We start from the raw sequence: 24,731 nt of genomic DNA, 5'->3' as shown, positions 1-24,731 counted from the left end.
GCCCGGAACCAGGTCGTCCTGATCCCGGTCCCGTCTGGCGCCCACGCGCGGTCGTCGAGGCCATGCCGTCAGCTTACGTCAGCGTCCGACGCGGCGAGGGCAGACGCGGCGAATTCCCGGACGGCGTCCCGCGCGGCCGGCGGATCGATCACCACGGCACGCCCCGGGAGCCCGGCGACGAGCCGGACGACGCCGTCGAAGCCCTTCGCCGCGAGCCGGATGCGCACGCGGTGCTCGGTGTCGGGTGCATCGGCCGTGTCGGCGAGGTAGTCGGCCACGAGCGGGAGGGACGAGGAGTCGAGCTCGACCGTCACGATGACGTCGTCGCCCGTGCGCTGGAACAGCGTGTCCGGGATCTCGAGGCCGTCGTGCGAGCCCGCCGGCCGGTCGTCGACCCGCGCGGCCGACATCCGGTCGAGGCGGAAGGTCCGGAGCGCCGTCCGGTCGAGGTCCCACGCGCGGAGGTACCAGTCGGCGTCGATCGACTCCACGCGGAGCGGATCGACGCGCCGCTCGGCCCGGCGAGCCCGTGGTCCGGCGTACTCGAACAGGAGCCCGCTCCTGGTCGCCATCGCTCGTCGGACGACCGCGAGCGAGGCGTCGTGGGCGTCGCGACCCACGGCGACGTTGCTCGACGCTCCCCCGGCACCGCGCGAGAGCTTCGCCATGAGCGCACGGATCGCATCGGGGTCTCCGGCTTCCGGCAGCGCGGACAGGTACTGCAGGCCGGCGATGAGCGCCGAGGCCTCACGGGCCGACAACCGCGGTGAGTCGTCGATCGCCACGAGGTTGGTCAGGACGATCATGTCGTTCTGGTCGAGGTCGTCCCAGGCGATGTCGAACAGGTCCCCGTGCTGGTACTGCATCGTCTCGCCGGGGATGCCGGACACCGCGATGAGCTCGACCGCCCGACGGATCCGTGCCGGCGGCACACCGAAGTGCCGTGCGGCCTCGGCCACGGAGACCCGCTCGCGTTCGATGAGGTAGGGCACGAGGGACAGCAGGAAGGCGAGTTTGTCCTGGGCCTGCAGCGGCTGCTCAGCCATGGGCGTGCTCCGTTCCGCCTGCGGCACTTCCGGCTGCGGCATGTCCGCCTGCGGCACGTCCGGCTGCGGCGCGTCCGGCGACCGGACTGGAGGCACGGCGTCCGTCCGCCGCACCCGTCCGGTCGTCCGTGTGGTCGTCGACGAGCCCCCGGAGCCTGGCGACGACGTGCTCGCGGATGGCCGCGGGCTCGAGCACACGGACCTCCGGTCCGTACGCCGCGAGCTCCTCGCCGAGGATCTGCGGGTCGACGAAGTGCAGCAGCAGGCGTCCGGCGCCGTCGGTGGTCGTGTCGCGACGCCTGGTGAGGCGCCGCTCGGCGTCCGATCCCGGCTGGACCTCGATCGTGGCGGTGCGCTCGGCCCACACCCGGTCGAGCTCGGCGAGGGCGCGCTCCCCCGCCCCCGGGCTCGGCTCGTGCTCACCGGCCTGGAACGACGACACGTGGCCGACGATGCGCGAGAGCAGGTAGTTCTTGGTGCCGCCGCTCGAGAACTCGTTCGCGGCCAGCATCCATCGCCCGCCGTGCTGCACCAGCGCGAGCGGTGCGACCTCGCGACGACGCGGTGCGTGCTCGCCGGGCGTGATGTAGTCGAAGCGGACCGCCGCGGCACGGTCGAGCGCGGCACGGAGCGGCTCGAAGGCGACGTCCCGGGCACGGAGCCGCGGCGCGTACGCCTCGACCGCACTCGCGTCGGGGACGGTGTCGGCGACCGACTCGTCACCGTGGGCGCCGGAACCGCCGACGGAGCGGATCTTCAGGAGCGCGCGACGCGACTCGACGGACAGCGCTCCCTCGCGCCAGGCCATCGCCGCCAGGGACAGCAGCGCCGACTCGTCCGGGGTGAACCGGACGTCCTCGGGGAGGTCGTACTCACCCTTCGGGATCCGGTACCGGAGCGTCTGGTTGTTGCCGCTCGCGCCCGGTGTCTCGATGGTCTCGAGCGGGATGCCGAGCTCACGGACGTCGTCCTTGTCACGCTCGAACTGCCGCTCGAGGGACGCGTTGTCGCCCCCGGTCTCGTACCGCTGCCGGTAGCCCTGGACGTTGGCGAGGATCTCCGACTTGGTGAGACCCGTCTCTGTGGAGAGCAGCGCGAGCACCAGGCTGAACAGCCGTTCCTCCGCCGGGACACGGGGCACACGGGTCGCTGGCACAGCCCGATCCTACGGCAGTCTGCGGGTGCTTCGAGCAGCCGACGGCGACCGTGTGGACAGTCGGCCCGGTGCCGCGCGGCGGGCCTGAGAGGGGGGTCAGCGCGGCATGGTGCCGAGCACGTCGAAGACGTACGCGTACGTGGTGCCCTGCTGGTTCACGATCGCGAGGACCTGGTCACCGACGTGCGTCCCGGTGAGCGCCGAGGTGATCGACGTCGCGACCTGGCCACCCTTCGCGAGGGGCACCGTCACCGCGCCGGAACCGTCGGTCCAGCTCGACCCGGCGACGCTCGAGTTGGCGCCCCAGTTGACGGCCGTGTACTTGACGACCGCGGTGTCCTTCGCGGTGAGCTCCCTGCCGGACCCCTTGCGGAGCAGGTGCGTCGAGTCGTGCGTCGGCGCGGCGGTCGAGGGGACGGTGATGCCGGGGGCGCCGTTCGGAGCGAGGACCACGGCAGGCATGTCGTCCGGGCCGACGAGCGGACGACCGGTGGCGCGCGCGGGGAACCCGTCGACGACGTCCGCGATGATCACTGCGGCGTCCTGCTGCTTCTTCGAGGTGGCGGCACCGGACTGGAGCGCCTGCTTGGTCAGCACGATGGCGAGTCGGTCGCCGACCCGGGCGCACTCGAGCGCCTCGCCGAGTGCACCGGCGTTCTTCGACCCGACGGTCACGGGGGCAGAACTGCCCGTGTACCCGCTCGTCTGCACGGACTTGCCCGTCGCGCCGTCGTAGACCGAGTACTCGATCACGGCGGGCGACCCGTCGCCGAGCACGCGGCCGGTCCCCTGCTTCAGGACCGACACCTGCGTCCGGTCCGTGGTGAGGGGCGACGGCACATCGGCCTTCGGCCTGCTGCCGAGGGAACCGGTCGCGCTGACCGCATCGGACGCGGCACCGGGCGTCGGCGCATCGCATCCGCGAGCGGACGGGGTACCCGATGCGCACGCGGTGAGCGACGCGACGAGACCGACGGTGACCAGGAGTGCGGGGATGGTGCGCACGGACCCTCTCTTCCACAGCTGACGGGGGTGAGACACTCGGACGAGCCTAGTGCTCGGAGTCTGGAGCGTCGGACGAGACCCCGGGCACCGCTTCGGCGTCGGCGACCCGCCGGGCCTGCGCCGCAGCCTGCCGGGCGACCTTCCGGAGCTTCGTGTCGCTCGTCGACCGGTCGCCGACGGCACCGGGGGTCCAGAGCTCGACGTCCTCGTCCGCGAACTCGGTCTTCGCCCGACGACGCTTCAGGTTCGGGAGCACCGCGCCGTCCGCGAGCCGACGTGCGGTCACGAGGAAGCCGGTGTGGCCGACCATGCGGTGGTCCGGACGCACCGCGAGGCCCTCGACGTGCCATCCACGGACCAGGGTCTCGCTCGGGTCGGGGTCGGTGTAGCGGCCGGTGTCGCGGATCGCCTCGCACACCCGGGACAGCTGCGTGGCGGTGGCGACGTAGCAGACGATCAGACCGCCGGGCACGAGCGCGTCCGCGGCGACGTCGACACACTCCCACGGCGCGAGCATGTCGAGCACGACACGGTCGACGCTGCCGTCCTCGGCCTCGGTCGGCAGCGTCTCGGTGAGGTCCCCGACGGTGACCGTCCAGTTCTCCGGCACGGTGCCGAGGAACGTGGCGACGTTCGACCGGGCGATGTCGGCGAACTCGTCGCGCCGCTCGAACGACTGCAGGACGCCCTCGGTCCCGATCGCGCGCAGCAGGAACAGCGACAGCGCTCCCGAGCCGACGCCGGCCTCGACCACGCGGGCACCGGGGAAGATGTCCGCGAACGCCACGATCTGCGCGGCGTCCTTCGGGTAGACGATCGCGGCACCGCGCGGCATCGACATGACGTAGTCGTTGAGGAGCGGGCGGAGGGCGAGGTACTCGTCGCCGGTCGTCGCGGTGATGATCGAGCCGTCGTCGCGGCCGATCACGTCGTCGTGTCGGAGCACGCCGCGGTGGGTGTGGTACTCGCCGCCGGGCAGGAGCGAGACCGTGACGAGCTTGCCCTTCGGACCGGTGAGCTGCACCCGGTCACCGGAGCGGAACGGGCCGCGGAGCGGGGCCCCGGTGGGCGCCGCGCTCATCGTCCGGCCTCGGTGGCCGCGGTCTCGGTGCCCTCGGTGCGGTCGGCGTGGGTGGCGTCGACGACCCGCGCCGTGCCTCCCGTCCGACCGTCGCCGGACCGCGCCGACGCTGCGAGCGCGACCAGACGGTCGACGTCCACGCCCGCCAGGGTCGTGAGGTGCACGTCGCCCGGAGCGCCGTCCAGTGGGACCACGTGCTCGACGCCGATCGTGACCGCACCGGACGCCGCCGCGGCGGTGAGTCCGGTCGGCGAGTCCTCGATGGCGATGCAGTCCTCCGGGGCGACCCCGAGCGCGGTCGCGGCAGCAAGGTAGGCCTCGGGGTGGGGCTTGGGGTTCACGACGTCGTCACCCGCGACCACGACGCGGAAGCCCCGCGCGCCGAGGGACTCGGCGGCCTCGAGCGCCATCCGCCGGCGGGACATCGTCACCAGCGCCGTCGGGATGCCACGGTCGTGCAGCTCCTCGACGAGTTCGCGGGCCCCCGGGCGCCACGGCATGTCCGCACCCATGTGCTCGATGACGTAGGAGGTCATCCACTGGATGATCTCCTCGACCTCCATGTCCACCCCGCGGTCGCGGAGGATCTCGCCGGACCGCTCGAGACCGCTCCCGACGAGCGCCATGCCGTCCTCGTGGGTCCAGTGCGCGCCGTGCGCGGCGGTAAGCTCGACCTGCGAACGCTGCCAGATCGGCTCGGTGTCGACGAGGGTGCCGTCCATGTCCCACAGCACCGCGGCCGGAAGGGCCACGGCGGGGATGCTCTCGGGCGTTGACGGGGCTGCCGGCGGTTGCGAAGTCACGGGCAGCGAGTCTACCGGCCCGGTCCACCGCGCGCGGCGGAGGTCCTATTCTGGGTGTTCGAGCCGCGGGCCACGTGGCGCACCGACCGGAGGAGTCTCCCCCGTGCCACAGCATTCCCCCTTCAGCGACGGACGACTGCTCGTCGTGGCGTTCGAGGGCTGGAACGACGCCGGAGAAGCCGCGAGCGGGTTGGCGCGGCGCATCGTCGAGGCGCTCGAGCTCACCGAGCTGCGCGAGCTCGAGGGCGAGCGGTACGTCGACTACCAGTTCAACCGGCCCGACGTCGGCGCCGACGACGAGGGCAACCGGGTCATCAAGTGGCCGCGGATCGTGCTGCACGGTCCGGTGGCCGGCGCCGGTGCGATCGCCCCGGTCGTCGGTGCCGCGGGCGAGACACGGTCGCGCGAGGTCTACGTGCTCGTCGGGCCGGAGCCGTCGCGGACCTGGCGGGGGTTCACCGCGGAGATCATCGACCTCGTCGACGTGCATGCGATCGACGCCATCGTCTTCGTCGGCGCCATGCTCGCCGACGTGCCGCACACCCGCCCGATCTCGGTCTTCGTCTCGAGCGAGAACGCGTCGGTCCGCGCCACGTTCGAGGTCGACAAGTCCTCGTACGAGGGGCCCGTCGGGATCCTCAGCGTGCTCTCCGACGCGATGGAGCACGCCGGTCTCCCGACGCTGTCGCTCTGGGCGTCCGTGCCACACTACGTGCACAACGCCCCGTCGCCGAAGGCCACGCTCGCACTCCTCGACAAGATCGAGGAGCTCACCGACGTCACGGTGCCCCGCGGGTCGCTCCTCGACGAGGCCTCCACCTGGGAGGACGGCATCGACGCCCTCGCGGCCGACGACGAGGACATGGCGGGCTACATCACGCAGCTCGAGCAGGCCCGGGACACGGTCGACTCCCCCGAGGCGAGTGGCGAGGCGATCGCGCAGGAGTTCGAGCAGTACCTCCGGAAGCGCGACGGCAAGGACGGTCCGGGGCCCGGTGCCGCGGGCGAGGGTCCGTGGCGGCCGCCGGCGGCGTAGCCGGCCCCGGTTCCCGGCCCCGTTCCCGGTCCCGCAAAACACGAGGTTGGCCGCGTCTCGCAGGGAAATACCTCTGCGAGACACGGCCAACGTGGCGTTTTGCGGACTCGCGCAGGCTGGGTCACCGCAGCCGCGCCTCCAGTCCGACACTGACGGGAGGCGCGACTCGCGCCCGTCCGACGGGCGCGAGTCAGCCGATGCGGACGCCGAGCAGGGCGTCGACGGCGTCGACGAGCGTCGGCGTGCAGTGCACCCCGGCCGCGACCGCGCTGTCGACGACCGCGACGGCCCCGGGCGTGTCGAGATCGTCAGCGACGCGCTCCCGGAGCCGCGCGATGGTCGCCGCGGCATCCGTGTCGGGCGTGTCGACGGGTGCGTCCGCGACCGACGCCCACGCGTCCCACGTCGCGAGGCGGCGGACGGCACTCTCGAGCTCGGTGTCGAACCACTCCCAGTCGTCGGAGTACCGGTGCGAGAGCAGCGCGAGACGGATCGCCCGCGGGTCGGCGCCGTCGTCGAGCAGGCCCCGGACCGTGACGAGGTTCCCGAGCGACTTCGAGATCTTCGTGCCCTGGTAGGCGATCATCCCGGTGTGCACGTAGGCGTTCGCGAGCGGAGCGTGGGCGAGTGCTGCGGTGTGTCCCGCACTCATCTCGTGGTGCGGGAAGACGAGGTCGCTGCCACCGCCCTGCACGCTGACCGGCGCGCCGAGGCGGTCGCCCGCGATGACGCTGCACTCGATGTGCCAGCCGGGGCGTCCTTCGCCGACCACGGTCTGCCACGCGGGCTCACCGGCACGGGCGGCCCGCCAGAGCAGCGGGTCGAGGGGGTCGCGCTTGCCGGCGCGGTCCGGGTCGCCCCCGCGCTCGGCCGAGAGCGCGAGCATCGTCTCGCGGTCCAGGCGGCTCTCGTCGCCGAGGGTCCAGTGTTCGTTCGCCCGCTGGACGTCGAAGTAGACGTCGTCGCCGGCGCCCTCGATCGAGTCCTCGGTCGCGACGCGGTAGCCGTGGCCGGACCGCTCGAGGTGCGCCACCGCCTCCGCGATGCGCTCGACCTCCTCCGTCACGGCGACGTACGACTCCGGCGGGATGATCCGGAGAGCCTCCATGTCCCGGCGGAACAGCTCGATCTGCGACTCGGCGAGGTCGCGCCAGTCGACACCCGTGGCGGTCGCGCGCTCGAGGAGCGGGTCGTCGACGTCGGTGGCGTTCTGGGCGTACGCGACGTCGAGGCCGGCGTCGCGCCATGCACGACCGAGCGTGTCGAACGCCAGGTAGGTCGCGGCGTGGCCGAGATGCGTCGCGTCGTACGGGGTGATCCCGCAGACGTAGAGGGTCGCGCGGTCGTCACCCGTCGTCGGGTCGATCGGGTGTCCGGTCGCGGTGTCGTGCACGCGCGGACGCGGGCCGTTGCCGGGGACGTCGGGGAGGTCGGGTGTGGGCCAGCTCCTCATGCGGAGACCACGCCAAGGGAGAGCAGCACGATGAGCAGGATACCGAGCAGGACCCGGTAGACGACGAACGGCATGAAGCTCCGCTTCGCGATGTAGTTCATGAACGCGGCGATGACGACGAACCCGACCACGAAGGCCACGAGCGTCGCCGCACCGGTCTCCGCGAGCGAGAACACCGGGTTCGGCTCGTCGAGGCTCGTGACCAGCTCGAAGAGCCCGGAGATGAACACCGCGGGGACGGCGAGGAGGAACGCGAAGCGGCTCGCGGCCTCGCGGGTGTAGCCGAGCGCCATGCCCATGCTCACCGTCGCGCCCGAACGGGAGACGCCCGGGACGAGCGCCAGGACCTGCGCGAGCCCGACGGCGATGCCGCTGCCGAACGTCATCTGGTCGATGCGGAGCTCCTTGCGGCCGAGTCGGTCGATCACGCCGAGCACGATCCCGAACACGATGAGCACGATCGCGACGATCCACAGCGACCGGAACGTGGTGGTGATGACGTCCTGGAGCAGGAACCCGACGATGCCGATCGGGATCGTCCCGATGATGACGAGCCATCCGAGCCTGGCATCGGGGTCGTTCCGCGGGACGCCGTTCGCACCCGACGGTCGGAGCGATCGGAACCACCGCCCGACGATCCGCGTGATGTCGCGCCAGAAGTAGATGAGGACGGCGGTCTCGGTCCCGAGCTGGGTGATCGCGGTGAACGCTGCGCCGGGGTCCTTCGCATCGGGGAGGAACAGCCCGACGATGCGCAGGTGCGCGCTCGACGAGACGGGGAGGAACTCGGTGAGTCCCTGGACGAGTCCGAGGAAGAGGGCCTCGAGGAAGTGCACGCGGAGTCCTAACGCCGGGGCAGGGGGAACGGTCGCCGGCGCGATGCCGACACGCCAGGATAGACGGTCAGTAGGTCGCGAGCAGGTCGCCGAGGACCCGTCGGCCGAAGGCGAGCGAGCTGAGCGGCACCCGCTCGTCGACGCCGTGGAACATCGCCGGGAAGTCGATGTCGGCCGGCAGCTGCAGCGGCACGAACCCGTACCCGGCGATGCCGAGTGTCGAGAGTGCCTTGTTGTCCGTGCCGCCGGAGAGCAGGTACGGGAGCACCGGGGCCCCGGGGTCGTGACGCCCGAGGACGTCCTTCACCGCGTCGACGAGGGGGCCGGAGAAGTCCGTCTCGAGTCCGACGTCCCGATGGCTCATCACGAGCTCGACGTCGTCACCAGCGAGTTCCCGCAGCTCCGCGAGCACGGCCTCTTCGTCACCGGGCAGGCACCGGACGTCGATGAACGCCTCGGCGGAGTCGGGGATGACGTTGTGCTTGTACCCGGCCTGCAGCATGGTCGGGTTCGCGGTCGTGTGCAGTGCCGCGTGGATGAACCGCGAGGCAGATCCGGTGGCGAGGGCGACCTCGTCCGGACTCGTCCGCTCCGGGTCGACGCCGAGGAACCGCGCGATCTCGGAGACCATCGCGGTCGTCGTGCCCGACAGGCGGACGGGCCACTCCTGGCTGCCGACGCGCGCGACCGCTCTGGCGACCTTCGTCACGGCGTTGTCCCGGAGGACGTGCGAGCCGTGCCCCGCGGTGCCGGTCGCCACGATCTTCAGCCACATCAGCGCCTTCTCACCCGTCTGCAGCAGGTACGCGCGCCGGTCGCCGAGGGTGATCGAGTACCCGCCGACCTCGCTGATCGCCTCGGTCGCGCCGTCGAACACCTCCGGGTGCTCGGTGACGACGTGGTGTGCACCGAGGACGCCGCCGGCCTCTTCGTCCGCGAAGAACCCGATGACCAGGTCGCGCTCCGGTGCACCGTGCTCGGCGATCACGTCGCCGAGGGCGGTGAGCATCATCGCGTCCATGTTCTTCATGTCGACTGCTCCGCGACCCCAGAGGAGACCGTCGCGGATCTCACCACCGAACGGGTCGACCGTCCAGTTCGCGGGGTCGGCCGGGACCACGTCGGTGTGTCCGTGCACGACCAGTGCGGGCTTGTCGAGGTTCCGACCCGCCACGCGCGCGACGACGCTGACGCGGCCGGGCTCCGACTCGAACATCTGCGGGACGAGGCCGAGTGCGCGGAGCTTCGCCTCGACGTACTCCGCGGCGTCGGCCTCGCCGTTCGACCGGCCCTCGCCGAAGTTCGACGTGTCGAACCGGATGAGTTCACTGGCGATGCGCGCGGTGGCCTCCAGCTCGGGCTCCGGCATGGTCGCTTCGGGCGCATCGGACGTCATGGGAGCAACGCTACCGGCCCCGTCCCGAGCGGCGCGCCCGGGATGCGTGACCGTGTTCGGGGCGGCCTTCGAACCGTGCTAATGTCATTCCTCGGCAGCCAAGCCGGAGAAATCCGGAACTTCGCGAGATGGGCGGCCAGCACCCTGTCCGGGTGGCGGAAATGGTAGACGCGCTAGCTTGAGGTGCTAGTGCCCGTATTAGGGCGTGGGGGTTCAAGTCCCCCCTCGGACACTGGAAAAAGGCCCACCCTTTGGGTGGGCCTTTTTCCATGTGCTCATGCGGCGTGCGCCGCCATCGCTCCGCTCAGGGCGACACCCGCCGGGGGCGCGGGTTCGAGAAGTGCCCATCTGTCGGGTGGCTCGCGCCAGACGACAGATGGGCACTTCTCACAGCGCTGCTACTTGCCGAGGTCCGTCAGGAACCGCTTCGTGAAGGCCAGCGCCGCGTTCGACGTCGAGCTGCAGGTCGGCGATGCCGTCGTCTGCGCGCACGGCGTGTCACGGTCGAGCGACCAGTAGTGCACACCCGCGAGCTTGTTCGCCGCGGCGAAGGACGACACCGTGTCGGCGTCCGCGAGCGTGAACACGTTGCTCGAGACGTCGTTCACGCCGACCATCGGGGTGATCTCGATCTTGGTGTAGGGCGTGCCGTAGGTGTGCTGCAGGTTCTTCGCCGCCTGCACGCTCGAGGCACCCATGTCGCAGGCACCGTTCGACACGACGCAGGCCGACGGCGACGCGCCGCCGAAGTCCATCGTCATGAGGTTGATCGTGTAGTTCGACAGTGACGACGCCTTGATCGCCTTGACGACGGTGTCACCCGTGGAGTTGAGGCCGCCGTACGAGCCGTCCGACGCCGCGAGGGTCGCCAGCGTGAACGAGAACCGGAGCTTCGGGTAGGTGCTCTGCGCCGACGCGGCGGCGTTCACGAGCGACGCGATGTCGGAGGCGGACTGGCCGGTCTCGATGTCGAAGTCGATCCCGACGAGGTGCGGAGACGCGTACCGCGCGATGAAGCTGTTCAGTGCTGCCCCGGACCCGCACTTGAACGACCCCGCCGCACCACCCGTCGACACGATGTAGTTCAGCCCGGCGGCGTCGAGCGACGGGACGTTCGCCTTCGCGAAGGCATCCCCCGCGACCCCGCCCCAGTTCTCGCTGCCGCAGGTGCCGGTCGCGAACGCCAGGGAGATCGCGCCGAGGTTCGGCACCTTCGACGCGACGAGGCTGTTCGACCCGCCGACGACCGGGATGGTGGTGCCGGTGATCGCCGTCTGGATGACGTTCGTGTTCCAGTTGAGGCTCGTCGTGATGTCCTTGTACGGGGAGAACAGCGTGCCCGTCGCCGCTCCGGTGCCGGTCCCTCCCCCGGTGCCGGTCCCTCCCCCGGTGCCGGTCCCTCCCCCGGTGCCGGTCCCTCCCCCGGTGCCGGTCCCTCCCCCGCCGGTTCCGGTCCCGCCGCCGCCCGTACCCCCGCCGGTCGTGCCGCCGGTGCAGGTCCCCGCCGAGGTCCAGGGCGCTCCGCTGCCCGTCGCGCCCGAGTGGGTCGCCGGGTCGTCGCCCTGCGTCCACCAGTTCGCGGTGTAGTTCGTGCCGTTCTCGCTCGCGGTCGAGCCGCCGGTGTAGGCCGTGCCGGCACTCCAGGCGGTCGCGCACGTCGTCGCGGCCGTGGCGGGTGCGGTGGTGATCAGGGACGTGCCGATGACGGCACCGACGAGCGATGCGAGCACGCCGATCCTCGTCGCGGTGGTGCGTGGTGAGATGGTCAAGATGGATCCTCCTCGTCGAGGTCCGGAGCGTCGTTGCTCCGACCTGGTGGGTATTTCGCAACCTTCTTGGTTATTCATACCCCGACTCGGGCGGATCCACCTGTCGGCATTTCGACGGACCATTCCGCAAGGCGCCCGCAGACAGACGGGAGGCACGGTGCCAGCTGGCACCGTGCCTCCCGTCCGAACGGTCGCGGAAGCGACCCGAGGGTCAGCTCGCGGCGGCGTCCTCGAACGCGGAACGCGGGTTCGTCTCCTTGATGAGGGACGTCGAGTCGCGACCCGACACCGCTCCGGTGACCCATCCGAGCACGATGCGGACCTTGCGGTTCAGCGTCGGCATCGCGTACACGTGGTAGGCGCGGTGGGCGAACCAGGCGAGCAGGTTGGTCATCTTGATGCCCTTGATGTTCGCAGCACCCTTTCCGACGCCGTACGACGCCACCGTGCCGATCGACACGTGGCGGTACTCCTCGATCGAGCCGCCGGTGATCGTCGCGACGATGTTGTTCGCGACCGTGACCGCCTGCCGCACCGCGTTCTGGGCGTTCGGCGGGTAGTACGCCGGCTGCTTCTCGGCCGTCAGGTCGGGGACCTGCGCGACGTCGCCGAGTCCCCAGACGCCCTCGACGACCTCGTGGGTGTCCTCGGCCTCGACCTGGAGCTTCGCGTTCGCGGCCAGGTGTCCCTTCGGCCCGCGCGGCAGGTCGGTGGCGTCGAGGAGCGGGTTCGGCTTGACACCGGCCGTCCAGACGATGAGCCCGGCACCGAACTCGTCGCCGTCGCTGAGCTTGACGACTCCGCCCTCGCAGCTCGGCATCGTGGTCTTCAGGCGGACGTCGATGCCACGGGCGCGCAGGGCCTCGAGGGTCCACTTCGACAGCTCCGGGCCGACCTCCGGCGCGACGCGGTCGAGCGCGTCGATGAGCACCCAGCGAGGCTGCTCGCCGGCGAGCGACGGGTACGACGCGATGGCGGCCTGCGACACGTCGAACAGCTCGCCGATCGCCTCCACGCCCGTGTAACCACCGCCGATGAAGATGCTGGTGAGGAGCTTGCGGCGCTCTTCCTCGTCGCGGGTCGCGGCGGCCTTGGCGATGTTGTCGAGGAGCTTCGAGCGGACGAACGCGGCCTCTTCGACGGTCTTGAAGCCGACGGCGTTCTCGACGAGACCCGGCGTCTTGAACACCCGGGTCACCGAACCGACGGCGACCACGAGCTGGTCGTACCCGAGCGTGCGGTCGTCACCACCGGCGGTCGACACGGCGACCGTCTTGGCCTTCGAGTCGACACCCGTGACCTTGCCCTGGATGACCCGGGTCTTCTTCAGGGCCTTCCGGAGCTCCACGGTCACGTCGCGCGGGCTGATGTGCCCGCCAGCCACCTCCGGCAGGAAGGGCAGGTAGGTGAAGTACGTGTTCGCGTCCACGAGCGTGATGCGCATCGGCACCGTGGTCGCCTGCTTCTGGAGGTGCAGCACGGTGGTGTAGCCGGCGGAACCGCCGCCGAGGACGAGGACGTGGGGGATGGAGTCAGCCATGCTCCTGGTCTACGCCAGATTCCGACGCTGGGTCACCATTTGCCGGGCGGTTCCGGCACTCGGCAGGAGATCCGAAGGCCGGGAGGCACGGATCACGTGTCCGGAGCTGGCTCAGCGAGCCTTCTGCCGCAGTCGCCACCACGCGGTCTCGGCTGCGTCGGCGGACACGAACACCCCGTGCTGCGTCCGGCGTGACTCCGCCAGGGAGAACCGCCGCAGTCGGAACCCACCGCCGAACCGGTCGATGATCGCCTCCGGGGACGCGTCGGCCGACCGCTTGACGAACCACGTCGTGTCGTCGACGGTCTCGATCATCGTCGGTCGCCGGTCATCGTCGGTCGCCGGTCATCGTCGGCACGCAGTGATCGTCGGCACGCGCTCATCGTCGGTTGCCGATACGGGACCGGAGGATGTCGATGCGCTTCTGGATCTGCTCGGTGCTCGCCTGCGCGACGGCCGGCCCGCCGCTGACCCGACGGAGCTCGGCGTGGATCGACCCGTGCGGCTCGTTCGCGTGTCGCGACCAGATCGACACGAGGCGATGCAGCTCGGACCGCTGCTCCTTGATGGTCATGTAGAGCGGGCGGTTCTCGTCGGCCTGGGCCTTCGGCGTGCCGTCCTTGCCCCCGGGTCCACCGGGTCGACCCTTGCCGCGCTTGGCCTGGGTCGCCTGCCGCTGCCGGAGGAGGTCGCGCACCTGGTCTGGCTCCAGGAGCCCCGGGATGCCGATGAAGTCGAGCTCCTCGAGGCTCCCGATCTCACCGCCGTCGCCGTACTCACCGCCGTCGTAGAGCACACGGTCGAACGATGCCTGCGAGTCCAGGGCCTCGAACGGCTGCAGGTCGAGCAGTGAGTCGGACGCCTTCTCCTCGCGGTTGGCCTCGGCGACCAGCGCGTCTTCCGGGTTGTACAGGCCGTCGTCGCTGTCCTTCGGGCGGTCGAGCGCGTGGTCCCGCTCGAGCTCCAGGCTCGCCGCGAGTGCCATCAGACCGGGGACGCTCGGCAGGAACACCGACGCCGTCTCCCCGCGACGACGGGCCCGCACGAAACGGCCGATCACCTGGGCGAAGAACAGCGGGGTGCTCGCGCTGGTGGCGTACACGCCGACGCAGAGCCGTGGGACGTCGACGCCCTCGGACACCATGCGGACGGCGACCATCCACCGCGACTCGTCCGCCGCGAAGGCACCGATCCGGCTCGACCCGGCTGCCTCGTCGGAGAGCACCACCGTCGGGCGCTCCCCCGTGATCTGCTGCAGGATCCTGGCGTAGGCCCGCGCGGTCGTGGTGTCGGTCGCGATGACCAGACCACCCGCGTCCGGCACCCCGCGACGGACCTCGGTCAGCCGGGTGTCCGCGGCACGGAGCACCGCCGTCATCCACTCGCCGTCCGGTGCCAGGGCGGTCCGCCAGGCCTGCGCCGTGATGTCCTTCGTGACCTGCTCCCCGAGCGAGGCGGACATCTCGTCGCCCATCCGGGTCTTCCAGCGCATCTGTCCGGCGTAGGCCATGAAGAGCACCGGGCGGACGACGCCGTCCTTGAGGGCACGCCCGTAGCCGTAGTTGTAGTCCGAGATCGAGGTCCGGATGCCCTGCTCGTCCGGTGCGTACTGCACGAACGGGATCGGCGCGGTGTCCGAGCGGAACGGCGTCCCGCTCAGGGAGAGGCGCCTGGTGGCCTTCTGGAACGACTCGCGGATGCCGTCACCCCAGGTCAGGGCGTCGCCGCCGTGGTGCACCTCGTCGAGGATCACGAGCGTGCGGCCGCCCTCGGTGATGCGACGGTGCACCTCCGGGTTCATGCCGACCTGCGCGTACGTGATCGCGACACCCTGGTAGTGGCGTCCGAAGGTGCCGTCGCCGTTCTTGAACATCGGGTCGAGGCGGATCCCGACGCGGTCCGCGGCGTCGGCCCACTGCCGCTTCAGGTGTTCGGTCGGCGCGACGACCGTGATGCGGTCGATGGTGTTCCTGGCGAGGAGCTCGGTCGCCAGGCGGAGCGCGAACGTCGTCTTGCCGGCGCCCGGGGTGGCCGCCGCGAGGAAGTCCCTGGGCTCGGTCTCGAAGTACCGCGTCAGGGCCTCGACCTGCCATGCGCGGAGCTTCGACGCCGTGCCCCACGCTGCTCGGTCGGGGAACGCCGGCGTGAGGTGGAGCGCGGCGTTGTTCCCGGCGACTTCGGCCTCGGCTGCCGCTTCCGCCCGGTCGCGGACCTGCTCGGGACTCTCGCCCGCACCGCCACCGTGGCGGCCGTCATCCGGGCCGCCGTCCGCGTCGAAGAGGGTTCCCTGCGGGTCGCCGTCTCGGCGTCCGTCCCCGTTCCACTCCGCTGCGCTCACTGGACGAGATTCTACCCGCTCGGCCGTCACGACCCGCCGTCCTGGCGAGCGTGCGGGACACGGGAGCCGCCGTCCGGAGCACCCCCGAGGTCGGGTCGTGCCGCACTCCCCCGCACCAGCGAGGCGGGCCGGAGCATGCCAGCGCCGAACCGCGCCGTGACCGCATCGACCGTCGTCTCGGTGTCCCGCCACGGCGCGTCGTCGTCCCAGAGCGCGTTGCTGTCGCCGGCCGGCACGAGGTTCTCGCCGCGGACGCCGATGAGCCGGATCCGCTGCCCGGGCCGGTGCAGCACGTCGTACAGCTCCACGGCCTCCTTGTGGATGCGGCGCGCGACGTCGGTGGGCTCCGCGAGGGTGCGGGAACGCGTCAGCGTCGTGAAGTCGGTGTACCGGACCTTGATGGCGATCGTCCTGGCCTGCACGGACGCCGCCCGCATGCGTGCTGCGACCTTGTCCGCGAGGCGCAGGAGCTCGCGGGCGAGTTCGTCGCGGTCGGTGACGTCCACACCGAACGTGACCTCGTGCCCCACGGACTTCTCGCGGGTGCCGGTCTCGACGTGGCGCGGGTCGCGACCCCACGCGAGTTCGAACAGCTTGCTGCCCCCGGCCGGACCGAGCGCACCGACGAGCGAGGCCACGGGGGTGTTCGCGAGGTCACCGATGGTGCGGATCCCCCGGCGCTCGAGCATCTCCTGCGTCTTCCCGCCGACGCCCCAGAGCCCGGAGACCGGCTGGGGGTGCAGGAACGCGATCGTGTCCGCGGCGGGGACGACGAGCAGACCGTCCGGCTTCGCCCGGCTCGAGGCGAGCTTCGCGACGAACTTGGTCGCCGCGGCGCCCACCGAGCAGTGCAGCCCGGTCTCGGCGAGGACTGTCTGCCGGATCATCCGGCCGACGTTCCACGGGGTGCCGTGCATCCGGAGCGCACCCGCGACGTCGAGGAACGCCTCGTCGATCCCGAGCCGTTCCACCACCGGGGTGAAGCGGTCGAAGATCTCCATCACGGCGCGGGACTTGGCCGTGTACTTCTCGAAGTGCGGCTCGACGATCACCGCGTGCGGGCAGCGGCGTCGGGCGATCGCCATCGGCATGGCCGAGTTGATGCCGTACTTGCGGGCCTCGTACGTCGCCGCGGTCACCACGGAACGGTCCGAGTCGTGCCCGACGATCACCGGGCGGCCGACGAGGTCAGGGCGGTCCAGGAGCTCCACGGAGGCGAAGAAGGCGTCCATGTCCACGTGGAGCACCGTCGCGGTGACGTCGTCGCTCGGCGCGTCGTTCACCAGACGCGTGCTGCCGTCCTGCTTGCTCACCCGGCCCCTTCCGTCGGAGGACCATCGTCACACGCGCCGCCGACATCGAGGTGCACCACCCCGATGCGCAGCACCCTGCCGGGTCCGGGTCCGGGTCCCGGTCCGGGTCGCCCCGCCGGCTCAGCGGTCGGCGAACCGCCGCGCGACGAGTCGCTCCGCACGCCGGACCCGTGCCGACGGCGTCGCACCGGATGCCGCGACGCCGGTGACGGGGAGCCCGACACGCTCGGCGAGGAGCGCGAGCGCATCGTCGACGCGACCGAGGCAGTGGAGACGGTCCCGGACCCACTCGGGGCCGCTGGCGTCGTCGGGGAGCATCGCGTCGATCTCCTCGATCCGCATGCCGACGCGGGTCCACACGTCGTCGGCGCGTGCCCCGGCACGCTCGTGGCGGCCGCCACCCACCCGTCGCGCGCCCACCGCGCCGACCGCGCCGGACAGCGCGTCGATCGAGGTCGCGAGCACCCCGGCGACGTCGGCCATCGCACGCGCGACGTCCGCAGCGTCAGCGTCAGCGACGGCGGCGTCAGCGACAGCGGCGTCAGCGACAGCGGCGTCAGCGACGGCGGCGTCGGTTCCGGTCTGGCCGGCTCGACCGGCGAGCTCTCGAGCGAACACCGCGACGGACCGGAGGCTCGCACCGGTCATCGCGTCGCCGCGCGTTCCGCCGCCGGTCGGGACCCGCACCATCGGCTTCGTCACCGCGTCGAGCTGGTAGGTCGCGGCGTCGAGCGCGCGCGACGCGGGACGGAGGCCGCCAGCGGTGTCCGGTCCGCCACCGGCCTCGAGCACGAACGCCCGCGCGGCCGCGAGCTGCCGACGCACCGCACTCCGGTGCATCGCCCCCGTCGCGACGGGGAACACGAGCACGCTGACGAGGATGGCGACGGCGGCCCCGAGCAGGTTCTCGGCGAGGCGCAGTGGGATGAGTGCGTCGCTGAACGAGCCCGAGTACGCGTAGACCTGGCAGAGCACGACGACGAGGCACGTCACCCAGACCGAGTAGACGCCGCCGAAGCCGTACATGCCGATGGCGAGGGCGACGACCACGACGACGATCGTCGTCGCCGGGTGGGTCGTCCCCAGGAGGTCGACGAGCCCGATGCCGATGGCGCCGCCGAGCACCGTCCCGAGTCCGCGGTGCAGTCCCTTGCGGATCCGGTCGTGCGTCGAGTTCGTGCCCGCGAACACGATCATCGCGCCGATCACGCCCCAGTAGAAGCGCTGGCCGCTCAGCGCGAGGGCGAGCGGCTCGACGATCGCCACGGCGACGGCGGCCTGGATGCCCGTGCGGATCGAGGCCGAGATGTGCAGCCGACGCCACGGGCCGCTGAGCCCACCGCCCTCGAGAGCGTCCTCGAGCACGGGGACCGCGCCGGACGGGCGTCCCCCGACGAGCACGACCGGGCTGCTGAACGGCACGCCGGAGCCGTCGCGCGGCAGTTCGTCCCGGAGTCTGCGCCACGTCGCGGTCGTCGCGGCGAGGTCGGCCAACTGCCACGCGGCACGGTGCACGACGTGCGTCGGGCCGGCGAGCCCCTGGTGTCCGGCGGGGGTGACGCGGTACCGGGCGAGCAGCGTCCTCGCAGCGTCGTCGCCGAGCGCGCCACCGCCCGCGATGACGGTCTGCAGGGCCTCGCGGACGATCGCTCGGACGTCTCCCGGCGCACCCGTGGCGACGAGTGACTCGGCGGTCCGACCGAGGCCGTCGACCGCGAGGTGCGTGTCGAACAGCAGGCGGTGCAGCGTCTCCGCGGCCTCGCCGGCGGTGCCCGAGCCGGTCGCCGCGAGCATGCCGTCGGCCGACAGTGCGACCTCCTGCAGCCGGCCGAGCCTGCGCCGGAGTCGACGTCGGGCGTGCTGCGAGGCCCGACGGTCGGCGGTGCCGGGACCCTCGGCGGCGAGCAGGGCCTCGGCGGCCACGAGCACGGTGCTCGCCCAGCCGACGAACGCCCGTCGGGTGCGGAGGAGCGAGCGGTACGGCGCCGGCCGGAACGCGACGGTGCGGACGACGATCGTCGCCGCGAGCGAGGCGGCACCGATCAGCGCGAGGCCCACCACGCTCGTCTCGGGCACCGGCGTCAGGAGCCCGCACAGGTACCCGGCGAAAAGCACGACGGCGGCGTCGTGCGCCCACTTGCCCCAGCCGGCTGCGGCGAACTGCAGGAACAGCAGGCCGACGATGAGGACGAGCTCGAGGACCCGGAACCGGTGCAGCGCGATGCTCGAGGAGAGCGACGCGACGAAGGGGACCACGAGCGCACCCGTCCGCCCGGCGACGCGCCACGCACTCGCATCGACGACCACGAGACAGCTGATGAACGCGGGCATGGCGCCGATGAGCAGACCGAGGATGCCCGGCAGTCCCACGGACACGGCGATGAGGTACCCGAGGCCCATGCCCGCGGGGACGGAGAACAGCGTCCGGAGTGCGGTCTCGGTCTTGACCAGCCCGAGGTCGAGCATGAGCACCCGGACCCAGGCGCGTCGCACGATGTCGGGAGTTCGTCGCGGTGCCCCGTGCTGGTCGGCCGGCCCGGTCGTGCGGTCGTTGTCCGTCGTCGTCGTCACCGGGTGTCGGCCTCGCCTTCCTCGGACGACATCGTACCGGTCCGGAACTACCCGGTCGTCGTGTGCCCGGCACCAGGCGGTCCGAGCAGCGACGCCGCGATCGTCCGCGCAGCCGAGTCCCGCGACGACGGGTGGTACTGCCCGGCGCGGACGTCCCGAGCCAACCGCGCGAGTTCCCCACCCGCCCGGTACGACCCGCCGCCGACGACCCGCATCGCCTCGTCCACCACGTGCGCGGCGGTGTCGACCGTCCTGGCCTTCGTGCCGACCAGCAGCGGGAACCACCGCGCGCCGTGGTCGACGAGCTCGTCGACGTCGCGCGCCAGCGCCCCGACCTGCAGCCGGACCGCGTCGACGGCCCCCTGCATGTCCGCCAGGGCACGTCGGACGTCGGGGTCGTCCGTCCGCGGCGTCCCGTCGAACGCCGTCCGACCGCGGAGCCCGGACACCGCGAGCTCGACCGCTCTGGACGCGATGCCGACGTACACCGCCGCGATCAGCAGCTCGAACGCCGCGAAGATCCCGAACACCAGGACGTCCGGGCTCGGACCGACGGGCAGCTTCCGGACGATCCGGTCCGCGGGCACGTGCACGCCCTCGAGGATCGTCGTGCGGCTCTGCGTCGCCCGCATGCCGAGCGTGTCCCAGTCGTCGAGGGAGCGGTGTCCGGCGTCGTCCCGCAGGACGAAGCCGTGCACGAGCACCGGCGCGTCCGCGTCGGAGTCGTCGCGCCCGAACACGCTCATCACGTCCCACGCCGGGGAGAGCGAGGTGAACACCTTGGTGCCGGTGAACCGGTAGCCACCGTCGCCGTCCGGCTCCGCGGCCGTCGACGAGTCGAACAGCACCCGGTCGTTGCCGGGCTCGCTCACGCCGAACGCGAGCAGCAGGTCACGACCGGCCGCCTCCTCGACGGGCTGGAGGAACGACCCGCCGCGTCGACGGACGGCGCGCGCCGCCTGCACCCACACCTGGTGCATGCCGAGCGCGAGTGCGGTCGCCGGGGCGGCGGTGGCCAACCGCTCCTGGATCCGGACGGTGTCGAGGAGACCGAGCCCCGTCCCTCCAGTCCGTTCCGGCGCCCCGAGGCGGAGGTACCCCGCCTGGCGGAGCTCGTCGAGGTCCTCCTGGCAGAAGCGGTCGTCGCGGTCGTAGACCGGGGCCCGCTCGGCGATCCGGGCGAGCAGGTCCTCGTCGATGTCCCACGCCGGTTTGGTGTCCGTCATGGGACGAGACTAATTTGCGCAGTGTGTCGACACGTCATCCCTGGACCAGGTACGTCGCGATCGGTGACTCGTTCACCGAGGGCCTGGGCGACCCGGACCCCGGTGCGCCCGGCGGGTTCCGCGGCTGGGCGGACCGCGTCGCCGAGGTCCTCGCGCACCAGACCGAGGACTTCGCGTACGCCAACACCGCGATCCGGGGCCGGCTCCTGCAGCAGATCATCGACGAGCAGGCCGAGCACGCGCTGTCGCTGCACCCCGACCTCATCACCGTCTCTGCCGGCGGCAACGACATCATCCGCCCCGGCAGCGACCCCGACGAGATCGCCGAGCGGTTCGACGGGCTCATCGGGCGGCTCCGGCAGGACGGCGCGACGGTTGTGCTGTTCACGGGACCGGACGTCGGCATGACGCCGGTGCTCGGACTCGTCCGCGGCCGGACGGCGATCTACAACGAGAACCTGCACGCCATCGCCCTGAAGCACGGCGCCCTCGTCGCGGACATGTGGGCGCTCCGCGTGCTCCGTGACCCGCGGATGTGGGCGCCTGACCGGCTGCACCACTCCCCCATGGGGCACGCGACGATCGCCGCCGCCGTGCTCGACACCCTCGGGGTCGAGCACGGCGTCCGCCCGGAGTTCCCCGAGCCCCTGGCCGCCCGCCCGTGGCGCGAGGCCAGGGCGGAGGACCTCGGATGGGCCCGCGAGTACCTCGTCCCGTGGGTGGTCCGGCGCATCCGGCACACCTCGTCCGGAGACGGGGTCACCCCGAAGCGTCCGGAGCTCGACGCCGTGGTGGACAACCGGTCCGACACGCCGTAGCACGCGGGTCCGCGCGGCCCGTGGCGCGCGTCCAGGCGATGTCGCTTTCCGTGGAAACCGACCGATTGGCGGCGTTCCGCGTGCGAATCAGTCGGTTTCCGGGCAGAACGATCAGCCCACCCGCATCCGGCAGGCCCCGCTCAGGAGCCCTGGAAGGGGTTCGTCCACTTCCACCAGATGCCCGGGTCGTCGATCGCTCGGTCGAGGACGAGGGGCACCGTGACCGGGGCGTGGTGCTCGATCGTGAACCGGACGGTCCCGACCCGCTCGCCTCGGGACCCGAACGTCAGGGTGTGCAGGGACGCCTTGGCGGCGACCGTCGTCCGACCCCACACGAGCACGGTGCTCGCGGACTTCGCGACCGCGTCCGCCGAGTCCTTCCACGGTGTCGAGTAGGACCCGAAGGACTGCCCGGCGTTCGTCAGGGTCACGGTGTGGAAGTTGTCGGCGACACTGTGCAACAGGGCCTGGACGTCCGTGTCGAGCGCGTCGTGGGTCGCCCCGCCGAGCATCGCACCGACGACCGTGACGTCCTGGCCGCCCCGCTGGTAGGTCGCCGCGAACAGCAGGCAGGCACCGGCCTCGTCGAGCGTGCCCGTCTTGATGCCGTCGACGCCGTCCATGCCGAGGAGCTTGTTCGAGTTCTCGATCTGCCCCACGGTGGGGATCGCGACGCTCTTCGTGCCGACGATCTGGGACACCACCGGGTTCGCGATCGCGAGCTCGCCGAGGTGCACGAGATCCGTGGCCGTCGAGGTGTTCCCGGCGTCGAGGCCGGTCGGCTCGTTGATCGTCGTGTCGTGCAGGTCGTGGGCACTGAGCCACGTCGCAGCAGCGGCCTTGTACTTGTCGATCGACCCGAACGCCCAGAGCGCGAGTGCCCCGGCGTAGTTGTTCGCGGACTTCATCAGCATCACCTGGAACGCCTGCTTCTCGGTCAGCTGCAGGCCGACCGGCATCTGGGCGACCTCGCCGTCCTGCGCGAGGTACGTGGCGTAGAGGTCGTGCTGCTGCTGGTCGAACGTGATCGTCGGGCCGTCGGAGGTCGTCGTGAGCGGGTGCTGGTCGAGCACGACGAGGGCCGTCACGACCTTCGAGATGCTCGCGATCGACCGGGGCTTCGTGTCGCCGCTCGTCTGCAGGCTGTCGGCGAACCCCGGGGCCTGCACCGCCGTGGCGCCGTACGCCGGGAACGTCAGGTCGGGCACCGACGCGGTCGGGGCGGAGTAGGTGGTCTTCGCGGCGCTCGCCGGGGTGAACGGCACGACGGCCGCGGCGACGAGGTACGCGATCGCGAGGACGAGCACCACCGCGATCGTCAGGACCGTCGGTCGGACGGCGGAACGGCGAGGGCGGTGGACGACGCGTGGCACGGGACCCGAGCCTAAGGTGTCGCTCCGTGTGCCGACCTCAGGCTCGCCCGCGTGATGGTGGAGCCGTCCGGTCGTCAGGCCGTGTGGTCTCGAGAACCCTGTGGCCGGACGAGCCCGTCCCAGAACAGCGTGCCCTGCGCGTGCCGCTCGACGATCGCTCCGAGTACCGCGGAGCCTGCGCCGCTCCGGACCACGAAGTCGTCCAGCGAGGCGACGACATCGATCACAGAACGCGGTTCGAACTGCCCCACCGAACGCTTCGCCTTGCTCCGGACGTTGTTGGGCGTCGGTCCGGCATCGAGTACCGAATGGTGCCAGAGACGGCCGTGGTGAGCACATCGGTTCCGCAGGTAGACCAGGGTGCGGATCCGGGACGCGAACCCAGCCTTGGCGACCCCGGCACTTGCCGCGACGTCATCCGCCAAGGTCCCTCCCGCGCCACGCTCGATCGCTTTCGACAGCGTCCCGAACGACCATGCCTCGACCGCCGACCAGACCGGGAGCCGCGCCAGGCCGGCTGCGCCCGCGTCCAGGTCGCGATGGCGGAGGATGTGACGGTCCCTGCTCCGCAGCACGTCGCGGACGCACCCCGCAGCGGTGGGTTCGCCGGGCCCCACGTCCGTGTAGAAACGCTGCTCGAGGAAGCTGCGGTACGGACCGTGGTCATCTGCGACCACGCGGGCGAAGTGCGTCCGCAACATCAGCTCGACCCTCGTGAGGGACTGGACGAGCGACGACCGAAGTCTGTCGTCAGCGTCGTACACATCGCTCACCTGATGAAAGGTCGTGCCGAGGCGGAAGCTGTCGTCACCGAGATGTGGCGCGTTCTGGAACGGCCGCGCGTACCCGGAAAACCGGTAGTAGTTGTTCACCCTGAGGAAGTCACGCGCCACCGGAACGTCATCGACGATCAGCCCTCTGCTGGCGAGCAGCGCGATCTGTTCCGACACGGACAAGCTCGGCTTCATCCTGTGGTCCACAGCAATGCAGTCCCCCCGAAAACGAAGAAGGCCCCTCCCATTTGAGCTTCCGGGAGAGGCTTGGGAGGGGGTCGATCACCATCACGGTAGCGGATCCGGCCTCCGCAGCGGAAATCGCGTCACGAGCGCTGGCAAGGTTGCCCGGAGGGTCAGGCGCGCTGCGCGTGCCCGACCGCCCAGAGGCCCACGGCACTCGCGGCGGCGACGTTCAGCGAGTCGACACCGTGGTGCATCGGGATCCGGACGACCGTGTCGGCGGCGACCACGGCCTCCCGGCTGAGCCCCTGGCCCTCCGTCCCCATCACGAGCGCGACGCGCTCGGGTACCGCCGCGGCGAACTCGTCGAGCGCGACCGACTCGTCGGTCAGCGCCATGGCCGCCAGGTGGAACCCGAGCGCCCGGAGCTCGGCTGCGGCGGTGTCCCACGGCCCGATCCGGGTCCACGGGACCTGCAGGACGGTGCCCATGCTGACGCGGACGCTCCGGCGGTACAGCGGGTCCGCGCAGCGCGGGGAGACGAGCACCGCGTCCGCACCGAGCCCCGCGACCGACCGGAACACGGCGCCGACGTTGGTGTGGTCGACGATGTCCTCGAGGACGACGACGAGCCGCGCACCCTCGACGACGGACGCCACGCTCGGCAGCTCCGGGCGGTGCATCGCGGCGAGGGCCCCCCGGTGCATGTGGAACCCCGTCAGCTCCTCCATGAGCGCGTCCGGACCGACGAACACCGGACCCGGGTGCTCTGCCACGAGCGGCAGGACCGACGACACCCACTTCTCCTGCACGAGGATGCTCCGCGGGACGTGTCCGGCGGCGACGGCGCGCTCGATGACGGTGTTCGACTCGGCGATGTAGAGGCCGCCCTCGGGCTCGGTGACCCGACGCAGCGCCACGTCGGTGAGCTTCGCGTAGTCGGCGAGCCGTGGGTCGTCGAGGGTGTCGATGCGGACGATCTCCACGGGTGGTGTCTCCTGACGCGAGGGGTGCG

At 71.5% G+C, this 24,731-nt stretch carries 20 protein-coding genes and 1 tRNA gene; 3 read left to right on the top strand and 18 right to left on the bottom strand.

Annotation, left to right across the window (positions count from 1 at the left end; genetic code table 11):
• Nucleotides 1-68 precede the first annotated feature (68 nt).
• The 5 genes from ASF23_RS01145 to ASF23_RS01125 form a co-directional block, all read right to left on the bottom strand.
• Nucleotides 69-1,046, bottom strand: a complete 978-nt coding sequence (locus ASF23_RS01145; protein WP_055947762.1) for a helix-turn-helix transcriptional regulator — start codon at nucleotides 1,044-1,046, stop codon at nucleotides 69-71.
• Nucleotides 1,039-2,202 (bottom strand): helix-turn-helix transcriptional regulator, encoded by a 1,164-nt coding sequence (locus ASF23_RS01140; RefSeq protein WP_082473679.1) that lies wholly within the window; start codon nucleotides 2,200-2,202, stop codon nucleotides 1,039-1,041. Before ASF23_RS01140 ends, ASF23_RS01145 begins: the two co-directional genes overlap by 8 nt.
• 96 nt (nucleotides 2,203-2,298) lie before the next feature.
• Nucleotides 2,299-3,207, bottom strand: a complete 909-nt coding sequence (locus tag ASF23_RS01135) for a hypothetical protein (protein WP_055947760.1) — start codon at nucleotides 3,205-3,207, stop codon at nucleotides 2,299-2,301.
• A 46-nt stretch (nucleotides 3,208-3,253) separates the two neighbouring features.
• On the bottom strand, nucleotides 3,254-4,288 hold the full coding sequence (locus ASF23_RS01130; protein ID WP_055947758.1) for a tRNA (adenine-N1)-methyltransferase: 1,035 nt from the start codon (nucleotides 4,286-4,288) through the stop codon (nucleotides 3,254-3,256).
• The gene (locus tag ASF23_RS01125; protein ID WP_235510732.1) at nucleotides 4,285-5,040 is read right to left on the bottom strand and encodes an HAD family hydrolase; all 756 of its coding nucleotides are present in this window, start codon (nucleotides 5,038-5,040) and stop codon (nucleotides 4,285-4,287) included. The genes ASF23_RS01130 and ASF23_RS01125 overlap by 4 nt, the downstream gene beginning before the upstream one ends.
• A gap of 154 nt (nucleotides 5,041-5,194) precedes the next feature.
• On the opposite strand from ASF23_RS01125, the gene ASF23_RS01120 reads away from it, so the two are divergent.
• Complete coding sequence (locus ASF23_RS01120) at nucleotides 5,195-6,127, top strand: proteasome assembly chaperone family protein (RefSeq protein ID WP_055947756.1); 933 nt, start codon at nucleotides 5,195-5,197, stop codon at nucleotides 6,125-6,127.
• A gap of 190 nt (nucleotides 6,128-6,317) precedes the next feature.
• Here ASF23_RS01120 and mshC read toward each other — a convergent pair whose 3' ends face one another.
• From mshC to ASF23_RS01105, 3 genes are all read right to left on the bottom strand, one after another.
• Nucleotides 6,318-7,580, bottom strand: coding sequence for a cysteine--1-D-myo-inosityl 2-amino-2-deoxy-alpha-D-glucopyranoside ligase (mshC, locus tag ASF23_RS01115; RefSeq protein ID WP_055947754.1), 1,263 nt, complete (start codon nucleotides 7,578-7,580; stop codon nucleotides 6,318-6,320).
• The gene (locus ASF23_RS01110) at nucleotides 7,577-8,416 is read right to left on the bottom strand and encodes an undecaprenyl-diphosphate phosphatase (protein ID WP_055947751.1); all 840 of its coding nucleotides are present in this window, start codon (nucleotides 8,414-8,416) and stop codon (nucleotides 7,577-7,579) included. The genes mshC and ASF23_RS01110 overlap by 4 nt, the downstream gene beginning before the upstream one ends.
• Before the next feature lie 67 nt (nucleotides 8,417-8,483).
• Nucleotides 8,484-9,785, bottom strand: a complete 1,302-nt coding sequence (locus ASF23_RS01105) for a M20/M25/M40 family metallo-hydrolase (protein ID WP_055949019.1) — start codon at nucleotides 9,783-9,785, stop codon at nucleotides 8,484-8,486.
• Between the two features lie 173 nt (nucleotides 9,786-9,958).
• Between ASF23_RS01105 and ASF23_RS01100 the strand changes: the two genes are divergently transcribed.
• Nucleotides 9,959-10,044 (top strand) — tRNA-Leu (locus ASF23_RS01100).
• 166 nt (nucleotides 10,045-10,210) lie between these two features.
• On the opposite strand, the gene ASF23_RS01095 is transcribed toward ASF23_RS01100, so the two are convergent.
• The 7 genes from ASF23_RS01095 to ASF23_RS01065 form a co-directional block, all read right to left on the bottom strand.
• A complete protein-coding gene (locus ASF23_RS01095; protein ID WP_162236667.1) occupies nucleotides 10,211-11,581 on the bottom strand; it encodes a carbohydrate-binding protein in 1,371 nt (456 codons plus the stop codon).
• Nucleotides 11,582-11,792: 211 nt separating this feature from the next.
• Entirely contained in the window at nucleotides 11,793-13,121 is a 1,329-nt protein-coding gene (locus ASF23_RS01090; protein ID WP_055947748.1) for an NAD(P)/FAD-dependent oxidoreductase, read from the bottom strand.
• 111 nt (nucleotides 13,122-13,232) lie between these two features.
• Nucleotides 13,233-13,436 (bottom strand): hypothetical protein, encoded by a 204-nt coding sequence (locus ASF23_RS01085; RefSeq protein ID WP_055947745.1) that lies wholly within the window; start codon nucleotides 13,434-13,436, stop codon nucleotides 13,233-13,235.
• Nucleotides 13,437-13,500: 64 nt separating this feature from the next.
• The gene (locus ASF23_RS01080) at nucleotides 13,501-15,459 is read right to left on the bottom strand and encodes a DEAD/DEAH box helicase (protein ID WP_082473676.1); all 1,959 of its coding nucleotides are present in this window, start codon (nucleotides 15,457-15,459) and stop codon (nucleotides 13,501-13,503) included.
• Between the two features lie 26 nt (nucleotides 15,460-15,485).
• The gene (gene dinB, locus ASF23_RS01075) at nucleotides 15,486-16,772 is read right to left on the bottom strand and encodes a DNA polymerase IV (RefSeq protein WP_055947742.1); all 1,287 of its coding nucleotides are present in this window, start codon (nucleotides 16,770-16,772) and stop codon (nucleotides 15,486-15,488) included.
• A gap of 120 nt (nucleotides 16,773-16,892) precedes the next feature.
• Nucleotides 16,893-19,343 (bottom strand): FUSC family protein, encoded by a 2,451-nt coding sequence (locus ASF23_RS01070; protein WP_055947740.1) that lies wholly within the window; start codon nucleotides 19,341-19,343, stop codon nucleotides 16,893-16,895.
• 47 nt (nucleotides 19,344-19,390) lie between these two features.
• Entirely contained in the window at nucleotides 19,391-20,569 is a 1,179-nt protein-coding gene (locus tag ASF23_RS01065; RefSeq protein WP_055947737.1) for an acyl-CoA dehydrogenase family protein, read from the bottom strand.
• 23 nt (nucleotides 20,570-20,592) lie between these two features.
• Between ASF23_RS01065 and ASF23_RS01060 the strand changes: the two genes are divergently transcribed.
• Nucleotides 20,593-21,387, top strand: a complete 795-nt coding sequence (locus ASF23_RS01060) for an SGNH/GDSL hydrolase family protein (RefSeq protein ID WP_055947734.1) — start codon at nucleotides 20,593-20,595, stop codon at nucleotides 21,385-21,387.
• Nucleotides 21,388-21,527: 140 nt separating this feature from the next.
• On the opposite strand, the gene ASF23_RS01055 is transcribed toward ASF23_RS01060, so the two are convergent.
• From ASF23_RS01055 to ASF23_RS01045, 3 genes are all read right to left on the bottom strand, one after another.
• A complete protein-coding gene (locus tag ASF23_RS01055; RefSeq protein ID WP_055947731.1) occupies nucleotides 21,528-22,760 on the bottom strand; it encodes a D-alanyl-D-alanine carboxypeptidase family protein in 1,233 nt (410 codons plus the stop codon).
• 74 nt (nucleotides 22,761-22,834) lie between these two features.
• The gene (locus ASF23_RS01050) at nucleotides 22,835-23,710 is read right to left on the bottom strand and encodes an Abi family protein (RefSeq protein ID WP_235510761.1); all 876 of its coding nucleotides are present in this window, start codon (nucleotides 23,708-23,710) and stop codon (nucleotides 22,835-22,837) included.
• 179 nt (nucleotides 23,711-23,889) lie between these two features.
• The gene (locus ASF23_RS01045) at nucleotides 23,890-24,702 is read right to left on the bottom strand and encodes a TrmH family RNA methyltransferase (RefSeq protein ID WP_055947726.1); all 813 of its coding nucleotides are present in this window, start codon (nucleotides 24,700-24,702) and stop codon (nucleotides 23,890-23,892) included.
• Between the last annotated feature and the right edge of the window lie 29 nt (nucleotides 24,703-24,731).

This window comes from Curtobacterium sp. Leaf261 (assembly GCF_001422205.1).
Classification (GTDB): Bacteria; Actinomycetota; Actinomycetes; order Actinomycetales; family Microbacteriaceae; genus Curtobacterium.
Note: the sequence above shows the minus strand (reverse complement) of the source record. Positions and strands in the feature narration are given on the sequence as shown.